Here is a 9,860-nt window from a genome sequence, read left to right as displayed (position 1 = left end):
GGACATCACCAAGAACGCCGACGGTTCGTGGCGTGTCAGCTACAAAAATCTGAAAGACGGCACCAAGACCGAAACCGACGCCAAGTTCGTGTTCATCGGCGCCGGTGGCGGTGCACTGCACTTGCTGCAAAAGTCGGGCATTCCTGAAGCTCAGGAATACGCGGGCTTCCCAGTGGGCGGTTCGTTCCTCGTGACCGATAACCCAACCGTGGCCGAGCAGCACCTGGCCAAGGCCTACGGTAAAGCGTCGGTTGGCGCGCCACCGATGTCGGTTCCGCACTTGGACACCCGCGTGCTGGATGGCAAGCGCGTGATCCTGTTTGGCCCATTCGCGACTTTCTCGACCAAGTTCCTGAAAGAAGGCTCGTACCTGGACCTGCTGACCAGCACCACCACCCACAACATCTGGCCAATGACCAAAGTCGGTATTCGTGAATACCCACTGGTCGAGTACCTTGCCGGCCAACTGATGCTGTCGGATGACGACCGCTTCAAGGCGCTGCAAGAGTACTTCCCGAACGCCAAGAAAGAAGACTGGCGCCTGTGGCAAGCCGGTCAGCGCGTGCAGATCATCAAGCGTGACGAAGAGCAGGGCGGCGTCCTGAAACTCGGCACCGAAGTGGTCAGCTCCGCCGACAACACCATTGCAGGCCTGTTGGGTGCATCGCCAGGCGCATCCACTGCGGCTCCGATCATGCTGACCGTGCTGCAGAAAGTGTTCAAGGACAAGGTGGCGACCCCTGAGTGGCAGGCCAAGCTGCACCAGATCGTACCGAGCTACGGCACCAAGCTGAACGACAGCCCTGAAGCCGTTGCCAAGGAATGGGCCTACACTGCCAACATCCTGCAACTGCCTACCCCGCCTGTGATTCCACAAGCGGCTGCTCCACAGGCTACTGAGGCTGCCAAGCCTGCGGCCGAGCCGAGCAAGCCTGCATCTGACCTGGCGCTGTAAGCCGAGTCCTGATGTAAAGAAGCCCGCTGAACCGGCGACGGTCAGCGGGCTTTTTTGTGCACGGGTGTTTACCTGCGGGTCCGTTCGACGGCGGGCAATTCAACTGTGCGCTCGGCTGCAGCCAATGCAGCCTTCAGGCCGGCTTGGTCTAGCGGGATACAGTACGCCGGCTTGGCCCGTTCGAACCTCCAGCTTTCATCCAGCCCACCCGCATCGACTGCGTCGAAACCCAAATCGTCGAGCAGTTGAATCACTTGCGTTTTCGCCGCCGCGTTGTCCGCTGCCACCGGCAAGGCACGGCGGTCTGGTGCGCCGTGGGGGCGAGCGTCTAGGGTCAGGTCGGGTGCAAATATCGCGTTAAACACCTTCACCACATGGGCGTGTGGCAGATGCTCGGCGAGCAGTCGGCTGGTGGTGGTTTCAAAGCTGTCCAGTTGTGGAATATGCCCGTCGCGACCCGGATAGTAGTTGTTGGCGTCCATCACTACCTTGCCTTCCAGCCACTGCGCCGGCACGCAGCGGTAGTGCTCCAGTGGGATCGCCACCAACACCACATCACCAAATCGTGTGGCATCGTCTGCGCTGCCCACTAGCACGCCCAAGATACCGCTGAGCACGCTGCTCATGGTCTGCGGGCCACGGGAGTTGCTCAACATCACCTCGTGACCGGCCGCCAGTGCCAATTCAGCCACGGCACGCCCGATGAAACCCGCACCTATCACACCAATCTTCATGTCCTTGCTCCTGTAAAACGGGGGAGCGGTTATGGTGATTGGCAACCAGTCACTGATAAATTGGCGTTCTGGTGTCGCTGTTGTTACTGGGAGTAGGGAATGATGGATCGCCTTTCAAGCATGAATGCCTTCGTCGTGGCCGCCGAGTTGGGCTCCTATGCGCGGGCGGCCGAGCGCTTGAGCATGTCGCCGCAGATGGTGGCCAAGCATGTCGCCGCGCTTGAACAGCGACTGGGCGCGCGCCTGCTTAACCGCACCACACGCAGGCAAAGCCTGACGGAGCTGGGGAGCGTGTACTACGAGCGCTGCAAGCATATCCTCACAGAAGCCGAGGCCGCCGACTCGCTCGCGCAGGTTATGAATGACACGCCGCGCGGCAGGTTGAGAATCACCGCGCCGGTGACGTTCGGTTCCTATAGCCTGATGCCTCTGATCACTGCATTCCTGCGCGATTACCCGGACGTGGAAATCGACCTGCACCTGACTGATCGCTTCGTCGACTTGGTGGAGGAAGGCTATGAGGTAGCCTTTCGTATCGGCCCCCTGGCCACTACCAGCCTTACGGCGAGACCTTTGGCACCTTATCGCCTGGTAGCCTGCGCGGCGCCGGCTTATCTGGCGGCGCGCGGTACACCGCTGACGCTGGCAGACCTTGAGTTGCACGAATGCCTGGGCTACGCCTTCTGGTCTCGCCCGGCTGATCGGGAATGGGTGTTCCAGCAAGGCGCGGCCACTTACGCGGTGCCGGTCTCCAGCCGCTTACAGATCAACGAAAGCCGGGCCTTGATGTCGGCTGCCCTGGATGGTTTTGGCATTGTCCTCGGGCCTGAAGACTTCTTGAGGGCGGCGTTGGCCAGGGGGGAACTGGTGCGCGTTCTGCCGGACTACGACGCGCCGAGTCGCTCAATGCATTTGGTGTACATCGCAAACCGGCAACGCACCGCCAAGCTGCGGCGCTTTGTTGAGGCTGTATTGCAGCGTTTCGGTCAGGCTTAAGGTGCTCGCCGTTCAGCCCACCGACAGACATCACCTGTTAAAAAGAACCCATAGCCAAGCAGGAGCGAGGCTGCAAGAAAGGGGGCATTTTCAGCGTGTTTGTTGGGCGTTTACGCCCGAGGGTTTTGTATGTTGCTACGTTATGCGGCATTGGCGGCAGTGGTCGTCGCGGCGTCTGGGTGTGTGCAAGAGCGTGTGGTGCATGAGCGCGGGCCGGTGCAACGTGAGTATGTCGAAGTCGTCGCTCCGCAACCGCCACCGGTTCAAGTGATCGAAGTCGAGCCGGCTGCACGTTACGGCTATGTGTGGTCGCGCGGTTACTGGCGTTGGCAAGGCGGGCGATACGTGGCGGTGCATGGCCATTGGGAGCCGGTGCGCGAAGGCTACCGCTATGTGCATCCGCATTGGGTGCAGCGTAATGATGGGTACCACTGGCAGGGCGGTGGCTGGGTTCGCTGAGCCCTGGCTAGATCGGCTTCTGGGTGCCTAGAAGCCGAACCTCCCGCAGCAACGCAGCACCGAGCTGGTCGGTGCTCAACTCCCTATAGCCCACGGCCTTGATCTCACCGTTCTCTTCGGCCTGGATGATGATCACTGGCGTTTCTTTGCCGGTGGCTTCGTCGATGTGCAAGGCGTATTGCGGAATATCCAGCTTGATCGGCGTACCCGCCGCCTTGCCTTTCACATTGATCAGAAACGCCGCACAGCCGGTGTCGACATCCACACTCGTGGCGGAGCGCCCACTGACGAAGCAGGTTTTTGGCAGGTCGGGCCAGGTGATGGCGTCGGCAATGGCCAATGCGGGGGCCATGCTCAAGAGGGTAAAAAGCAGCTTGCGCACGTGATGTTTCTCTTGATCAGGTTTGAACGCGGTTTTACCAAAGCCTGAGTACCACCGCAACGCGATAGCTCAGTTCAGCCGTTTCATCCCCGTAGCCTTGGCGGCATTCAGGTCAAAAGTGGCGGTGTATTCACACCCAGCCGAATGGCCGCAACGCTCTATCAGGCAGTCGGCAAAGTCGGCTTTGCTTGCAGTGAATTTTCGAAGTGCCTGCCAGACGATTTCGGCCTGCTCAATGGTCAATTCGCGGGTGCGCAACAGTGTTTCCAAAACAGTCACCAATTCACCTTTGGCGCATTGATAGCAGCTTTGTAAAACCCACACCAACTCCACCACTGATACCAGGCTGACAAAGCCCGGTGAAAGCGTAGTGAGTGATTCGATCAATTCAGATGCCTTGCGGGATTGGACGGGATCATCCTGGGTGACATAGCGCACCAACACGTTGGTATCCAGGCCGATCATCCGGCTTTTGCTCCTTGGGCAGCGATGGCGTGGTTCATTGCCTCGATTGAGACAGCCTTGGCTGGTTTGCGGATCAGTCCCTTGAGATCGTGTACGGTTTTACTGGCTGCAATGATGGAAAACTTGCCGTCTTCCATCTCGACGAACTCTACGCGGTCTCCCGTTTCCAGGCCCAAGGCTGTTCTGACCTGGACCGGAATGGTGATTTGCCCTTTTGAAGTCAGTGTGGCGGTTGCCATATTGAAGATCTCCATCGTGATGTTCCTTACCTTAGGGTAAGGAATTATGGAGGACAAGATCCGTTGGTCCATAGGCTGCTCTTCTGGTGTGAGTTGATCGGAACAAGTGAAACGATAGCTCGGTTCGTTCCGTCGACACTTCCAAAACGTCTGCAAAGAGATACAGCATATGACTGACATTCCTCCCACCATGCGGCTCATTGTCGAACGCGCCGGCTACGAGGTGAAAAACTGCTTGTTTCCACGTGGGCATTGCGCCTGGACCACGATCGGGGTGTCCGAACTGGCACACCCCGGCCTATTGGTGGAAATCAAATAGGTGGCGGTACTGCGCTAGTTCACTGCACCACTCGATAACACGGTACATACGCCGCGCCACCCGGCAACTTCATGCGGTGCTGGGCCACGAAGGCCTTCAGCAACTCATCCAGCGGTTTCATGATGGCCGGGTCGCCATGGATCTCGTAGGGGCCGTTCTGTTCGATCAGGCGAATGCCCTTATCCTTGACGTTGCCGGCTACGATGCCTGAAAACGCGCGGCGCAGGTTGGCAGCGAGTTCATGGGGCGGCAGCGTGTGGCTCAGTTGCAGGCTGGCCATGTTTTCGTGGGTCGGGTCGAACGGGCGCTGGAAGCCTTCGTCGATTTTCAGCAGCCAGTTGAAGTGGAACGCATCGTTGCGCTCGCGGCGGAACTGCTTCACCGCCTTGAGGCCGGCCGTCATCTGCCGTGCCACTTCGGCCGGGTCGTCGATGATGATCTGGTAGTGCTTCTGCGCGGCTTCGCCCAGGGTGGCGCCGACGAACGCGTGCAATTGTTCCAGGTACGGCGCGGCGTGTTTTGGCCCGGTGAGGATGACCGGGAACGGCAAGTCTCGGTTGTCCGGGTGCATCAGGATGCCCAGCAGGTACAGGAACTCTTCGGCCGTACCGGCGCCGCCCGGGAAGATGATGATGCCGTGGCCGACGCGCACAAAGGCTTCCAGGCGTTTTTCGATGTCCGGCAGGATCACCAGCTCGTTGACGATGGGGTTTGGCGCTTCGGCGGCAATGATGCCGGGTTCGGTCAGGCCCAGGTAACGACCATTGATGATGCGTTGCTTGGCGTGGGAAATAGTCGCGCCTTTCATCGGGCCTTTCATCACGCCGGGGCCGCAGCCGGTGCACACGTCAAGGCTGCGCAGGCCCAGCTCGTGCCCGACTTTCTTGGTGTATTTGTATTCTTCGGTGTTGATGGAGTGGCCGCCCCAGCACACGACGATCTTGGGCTCGACCCCGGCGCGCAACGTGCGGGCATTGCGCAGCAGGTGGAACACGTAGTCGGTGATGCCTTGGGAGTTACTCAGGTCGATGCGCTGGCTATCCAGCTCGTTCTCGGTGTAGACGATGTCACGCAGGGCGCTGAACAGCATCTCACGGGTACTGGCGATCATTTCGCCATCGACGAACGCGTCGGCGGGGGCATTCAGCAGTTCCAGGCGTACGCCACGGTCTTGCTGGTGGATACGCACTTCAAAGTCTTTGTAGGCGTCGAGGATGGTCTTGGCGTTGTCGATATGCGCGCCGGTGTTGAGGATTGCCAGGGCGCATTGGCGGAACAGCGTGTAGATGCTGCCGGAACCGGCTTCACTCAGTTGTTGCACTTCACGTTGAGACAGGGTTTCGAGACTGCCCTTGGGGCTGACGGAGGCATTGATGACTTGACGTTGGGGCATTCTGATTCCTTGAAAGCACAGCCATCGCCGCCCATGAGGAGTGGCGATGACTTGAGAATGATGAGCGCCGAACTCGGTCGCACTAGACAGTTATTCTGGCCGCCTCACAGGCAGGGCGCAAACACCGTCCGGCACCATCATGCCGCAGAACTTACTGAATCAGCTTCCAGTTTTTGTAGAAAACCCGACGCAGGGTGAAGACCAGGCCGGCAAAGCCCGAGATCACAGCGTTGAGCACGAACGGCAGCGGAGTTGGCCGCACGATATCGATGAACAGGCAGTAACGTTTTGCATCGTTCTTGTTGAAGGACGCATGCATCAAGGTGTCATCGAAAATAAACAGTGGGTCGTCGTGCCAGTAGTGCTTGTGCTTGCCCACCTGGATGTAGACGCCTTCGTGGTGCGGTGCCGGTGCCATGTTGTAGAGCACACGGAACATCATGCGCAGGGGGCCGAAGTGGAAGGACGTCGAACGGTTCTCGTTGAACACCGAGACGCCAATGGTCTTCACAAATGGCAGTTTCTTGCGCAGTTGCGGGATGTCCAGCGTGGTTTCGATCGGTCGGCCATACCATTGGAAAAACAGCATGCCGCGCTTTTTCTCGGCCATGCGCTCATCCAGGTAACTGATGATTTCATCTTTGTTGGCCATGGCGTCATCGATCACCTGTTGCAGGTCTTCGCGCCAGGCGGGCGGCAGGTCGCGCATGGTGTAGACATGGCGGTTGCGGCTGCTGAACAGGTCGAACAGGGTATTGAACGGGGCCAATATCCACGTATTGCGACCATTTCCGATGAAATACTTCTTGATGGTGTCGCGGTCGTACAGGCCGTTGCGCAGGAAATCGTACAGGCCGCAGAACACCACCAGCAGCAGAAACACCAGGCTGGTGCGCGGGAAGCAGTAGATAAACAGCAGAACGCCGAGCACCCAGGCAACTGATACCAGCTTTTTGCGAACAGCACTTTTACTCATGAAACATGGCTCCGGACCGGAAACAAAGCGAAACAATCTGGTCATGATAGGGCTTTATGGCGGCGGCGGGCGGTTTAAATATTGCGATTTTGTGAAGCCCCGGCACAATTTTTAACGCGGGCCGTGGCCGCCCGGGTGTTTTGTGGATTGAATTTTGAGAACAGAAGATTTGCGTCTATCGTGACGCTTCGGTTTTTCGGACGTCATAGACCGGTACGATTGAAGTTGAATGGCCACTATTGGCCTTCGGCACCTTGGAAGAGGCAGAATTTTTATGATCATCAAACCGCGGGTTCGTGGCTTTATCTGTGTGACCGCTCACCCTGTTGGCTGTGAAGCGAACGTCAAGGAACAGATCGATTACGTAACCCAGCATGGCGCCATCGAAGGCGGCCCAAAAAAGGTGCTGGTCCTCGGCGCTTCCACCGGTTACGGCCTGGCCGCGCGCATCAGTGCTGCGTTTGGTTGCGGCGCCGATACCCTGGGCGTGTTTTTTGAGAAAGAAGGCGAAGAAGGCAAGCTGAGCTCCGCCGGCTGGTACAACAGCGCCGCGTTCGAGAAGTTTGCCGTCGAAAAAGGCTTGTACGCCAAGAGCATCAACGGCGACGCGTTCTCCGACGAGATCAAGCGCCTGACCATCGAAACTATCAAGAAAGACCTGGGCAAGATCGATCTGGTGGTCTATAGCCTGGCCGCGCCACGCCGTACCGACCCGCAAGGCGTGGTGCACAACTCCACCCTCAAGCCGATCGGCAAGGCCGTGACCCTGCGCGGTATCAACACAGACAAAGGCGTTGTGGTCGACACCACCCTTGAACCGGCCACCCAGGAAGAAATCGACGGTACCGTCAAAGTGATGGGCGGCGAAGACTGGCAGCTGTGGATCGACGCACTGCGTGACGCCGACGTGCTGGCCGAAGGTGCCAAGACCACCGCGTTCACCTACCTCGGCGAGAAGCTGACCCAGGATATCTACTGGAACGGCTCCATCGGCGAAGCCAAGAAAGACCTGGACAAGAAAGTCCTGACCCTGCGCGACAACCTCGCTGCGCTGAAGGGCGACGCCCGTGTATCGGTACTCAAGGCCGTGGTCACCCAGGCCAGCTCGGCGATCCCGATCATGCCGCTGTATCTGTCATTGCTGTTCAAGGTGATGAAAGAGCAGGGCACCCACGAAGGTTGCATCGAGCAGGTCTACGGCCTGTTCAAGGACAGCCTGTACGGTAAAGAGCCCAAGCTGGACGCGGACGGCCGCCTGCGCGCCGACCTGGCCGAGTTGGAGCCGAAAGTCCAGGACGCCGTGGCTGCACTGTGGAACCAGGTGACCGACGACAATGTCAACGAGATCAGCGATTTTGCCGGTTACAAGGCTGAGTTCCTGCGCTTGTTCGGCTTTGAAATCGACGGCGTGGATTATGATGCCGACGTGAATCCGACCGTGAAGATCAACGGTCTGATCTCGGCATAAGGCATGGGCAGCAGCCTCGATAACCCTGTTTATGAGGCTGCTGCTTTGTTCCTCCCCCCGGAGTATTCAGCCATGGCGAAAGGCTGATGCCAGGCGCGAATGGGCATGGGTGAAGCTGGATCTCTTGATACTGGATACTTCTCCTTCCCACAGTGGATTCAACAGCACATGATATCCGCTGTTTTTAGCCGTTTTTATAAAGTTCGCCATCTCTTTGTTGTCACGAATAATACAGATTTTGTCGAATTGACCCAGTTTGGTCGGTAAAAAAAATGTCGCTGGATAGTTGGCAGCCTCGTCTGTTGCTGGGCTGCCGGAGTCTGCGTTGTGGTGAACTACTCTTTCTCCGTTACCGACTAATTTGTTATTGATCAGTTCTATCATGTGTTTGATTCGTGGTGTCGCATTGCCAAGGTCAGGATGTTCTTTCTGATAGAAGTTCGAAGCACTTTCATAGTCTGCACGTAAGAGGGCAGGTACTTGGTAGGGGCGTGTGTCCGTATGACGCTGCTTGTATTGATCAACCCGGCTCTTGAAAACACTATGGGCGACATCGGGTACCGGAATTTTGTCCTGAGAACCGAAGTCGCTTAAATGAGGCGCTACGATGTGCAAGTCATAATCGGCCGTAATGGGTTTGCCATCTTGGCTTTTTGCCAATACTTCAACGGGCTTGCCATCATGGGTAATGAGGTAGTTTTCACCTGAGGACGATGTGCGCTTGGCTTCGAACGTATACAGCTGCTGAGTGGGCGCCAGCGCGCTGAAGCGCAGCGCGCCGTGGCGTTCGCTGGGTGCCAGCTGAGTGAGCAGGCCGAGGTCTATCAATTCGCCGAGACGCTGTCGGGATACCGTCAACGGGATGGCAACGGCATGTCCTTCATTGATGCAGTCTTGGACTTGCTCGTTGGCTTGGGTAACTTTTCCAGGTGCATCCTTCGCAAACTTTTCAAGCTTGCTGAATGATTGGTTTGTACAAATGAGGCCGGCTTGCGGCCCCCAATTGGCACTTTTCCCTTTGATGTGAAAGTCCTTCGTAGGGTGGCCCGCCTCTATAAGCCCGGTGGCGACGTTTTCTACCGGACGTATGCCAATGATGGTGTTAGTTGTTGCAGCTATATGTTGAAGAGGCATAAGGTGGCTGGAGACTATCCCTGTCAACTCTTTGATACGTTCAAATGAGGCTCTTGCGGGATCGTTTGTCGGTTGAACGGTATTGTTCGGCTGGTTTGAGATGGTGTGTTTTAACCATTCCAAGCTGAGGGCGGAAGGAGAAATAGTAGGCGTCAGTAAGTGTGTCATTGAACATCTCCCAAACATGTTTGCAAGACCATTGGCGAGTCCGTTCCAAGTGGGGGCGTTCCTTCTGTCACACAGGCGACTTTAATGAAAGCGTCTTTTTGTGGGGGAGAAAAAGTATGACCAAAGGTGCGGAAAACTCAGGTGATAGAGTTCTAAGCCCGAATAGAGTGGC

Annotated in this window: 11 protein-coding genes and 1 pseudogene; 5 read left to right on the top strand and 7 right to left on the bottom strand. The window is 57.4% G+C overall.

From position 1 onward, the window contains the following. Positions 1–955, top strand: a 955-nt coding sequence (locus tag ACRESD_RS17855; protein WP_431752124.1) for a malate:quinone oxidoreductase, incomplete at its 5' end; no start/stop codon positions are given. A 68-nt stretch (positions 956–1,023) separates the two neighbouring features. Here the strand turns inward: ACRESD_RS17855 and ACRESD_RS17850 are convergent. After that, positions 1,024–1,722, bottom strand: a complete 699-nt coding sequence (locus ACRESD_RS17850; RefSeq protein WP_431752126.1) for an NADPH-dependent F420 reductase — start codon at positions 1,720–1,722, stop codon at positions 1,024–1,026. Positions 1,723–1,788: 66 nt separating this feature from the next. Here ACRESD_RS17850 and ACRESD_RS17845 point away from each other — a divergent pair, with 66 nt between their 5' ends. Further along, complete coding sequence (locus ACRESD_RS17845) at positions 1,789–2,685, top strand: LysR family transcriptional regulator (protein WP_431752123.1); 897 nt, start codon at positions 1,789–1,791, stop codon at positions 2,683–2,685. A 129-nt stretch (positions 2,686–2,814) separates the two neighbouring features. Then, positions 2,815–3,144 (top strand): YXWGXW repeat-containing protein, encoded by a 330-nt coding sequence (locus ACRESD_RS17840; RefSeq protein WP_053255072.1) that lies wholly within the window; start codon positions 2,815–2,817, stop codon positions 3,142–3,144. A gap of 7 nt (positions 3,145–3,151) precedes the next feature. Here ACRESD_RS17840 and ACRESD_RS17835 read toward each other — a convergent pair whose 3' ends face one another. From ACRESD_RS17835 to ACRESD_RS17825, 3 genes are all read right to left on the bottom strand, one after another. Next, positions 3,152–3,496 (bottom strand): hypothetical protein, encoded by a 345-nt coding sequence (locus ACRESD_RS17835; protein WP_431752125.1) that lies wholly within the window; start codon positions 3,494–3,496, stop codon positions 3,152–3,154. Positions 3,497–3,595: 99 nt separating this feature from the next. Further along, positions 3,596–3,991, bottom strand: coding sequence for a PIN domain-containing protein (locus ACRESD_RS17830; RefSeq protein ID WP_431752122.1), 396 nt, complete (start codon positions 3,989–3,991; stop codon positions 3,596–3,598). Further along, the gene (locus tag ACRESD_RS17825; protein ID WP_431752121.1) at positions 3,988–4,245 is read right to left on the bottom strand and encodes an AbrB/MazE/SpoVT family DNA-binding domain-containing protein; all 258 of its coding nucleotides are present in this window, start codon (positions 4,243–4,245) and stop codon (positions 3,988–3,990) included. The genes ACRESD_RS17830 and ACRESD_RS17825 overlap by 4 nt, the downstream gene beginning before the upstream one ends. A 205-nt stretch (positions 4,246–4,450) precedes the next feature. Here ACRESD_RS17825 and ACRESD_RS17820 point away from each other — a divergent pair. After that, positions 4,451–4,549 (top strand): annotated as a pseudogene (locus tag ACRESD_RS17820) (RidA family protein); the annotation flags it as partial. A gap of 19 nt (positions 4,550–4,568) precedes the next feature. Here the strand turns inward: ACRESD_RS17820 and ppnN are convergent. Both ppnN and ACRESD_RS17810 read right to left on the bottom strand, forming a co-directional pair. Continuing rightward, positions 4,569–5,942 carry a nucleotide 5'-monophosphate nucleosidase PpnN gene (gene ppnN, locus ACRESD_RS17815; protein WP_431752120.1) on the bottom strand — a complete coding sequence of 458 codons (1,374 nt, stop codon included), beginning with the start codon at positions 5,940–5,942 and terminating at the stop codon, positions 4,569–4,571. A 151-nt stretch (positions 5,943–6,093) separates the two neighbouring features. Next, positions 6,094–6,918, bottom strand: a complete 825-nt coding sequence (locus ACRESD_RS17810) for an aspartyl/asparaginyl beta-hydroxylase domain-containing protein (RefSeq protein ID WP_431752119.1) — start codon at positions 6,916–6,918, stop codon at positions 6,094–6,096. 274 nt (positions 6,919–7,192) lie between these two features. Between ACRESD_RS17810 and fabV the strand changes: the two genes are divergently transcribed. Beyond that, on the top strand, positions 7,193–8,386 hold the full coding sequence (gene fabV, locus ACRESD_RS17805) for an enoyl-ACP reductase FabV (protein WP_431752118.1): 1,194 nt from the start codon (positions 7,193–7,195) through the stop codon (positions 8,384–8,386). Between the two features lie 66 nt (positions 8,387–8,452). Here fabV and ACRESD_RS17800 read toward each other — a convergent pair whose 3' ends face one another. After that, positions 8,453–9,688: an anthrax toxin-like adenylyl cyclase domain-containing protein gene (locus ACRESD_RS17800; RefSeq protein ID WP_431752117.1), complete on the bottom strand. Its 1,236-nt coding sequence runs from the start codon at positions 9,686–9,688 to the stop codon at positions 8,453–8,455. Positions 9,689–9,860: the final 172 nt, after the last annotated feature.

Source organism: Pseudomonas sp., assembly GCF_050739995.1.
In the GTDB taxonomy this organism is placed as follows: Bacteria; Pseudomonadota; Gammaproteobacteria; order Pseudomonadales; family Pseudomonadaceae; genus Aquipseudomonas.
The sequence above is the reverse complement of the archived record's forward strand: the minus strand, read 5'-3'. Positions and strand labels throughout refer to the sequence as shown.

Bases quoted from the DNA above. Each gene is read 5' to 3' on its own strand.
- ACRESD_RS17835 (WP_431752125.1), bottom strand. From the start codon at position 3,496: ATGGCCCCCGCATTGGCCATTGCCGACGCCATCACCTGGCCCGACCTG.
- fabV (WP_431752118.1), top strand. From the start codon at position 7,193: ATGATCATCAAACCGCGGGTTCGTGGCTTTATCTGTGTGACCGCTCAC.
- ACRESD_RS17845 (WP_431752123.1), top strand. From the start codon at position 1,789: ATGATGGATCGCCTTTCAAGCATGAATGCCTTCGTCGTGGCCGCCGAG.
- ACRESD_RS17825 (WP_431752121.1), bottom strand. From the start codon at position 4,245: ATGGAGATCTTCAATATGGCAACCGCCACACTGACTTCAAAAGGGCAA.
- ACRESD_RS17840 (WP_053255072.1), top strand. From the start codon at position 2,815: ATGTTGCTACGTTATGCGGCATTGGCGGCAGTGGTCGTCGCGGCGTCT.
- ppnN (WP_431752120.1), bottom strand. From the start codon at position 5,942: ATGCCCCAACGTCAAGTCATCAATGCCTCCGTCAGCCCCAAGGGCAGT.
- ACRESD_RS17800 (WP_431752117.1), bottom strand. From the start codon at position 9,688: ATGACACACTTACTGACGCCTACTATTTCTCCTTCCGCCCTCAGCTTG.
- ACRESD_RS17830 (WP_431752122.1), bottom strand. From the start codon at position 3,991: ATGATCGGCCTGGATACCAACGTGTTGGTGCGCTATGTCACCCAGGAT.
- ACRESD_RS17810 (WP_431752119.1), bottom strand. From the start codon at position 6,918: ATGAGTAAAAGTGCTGTTCGCAAAAAGCTGGTATCAGTTGCCTGGGTG.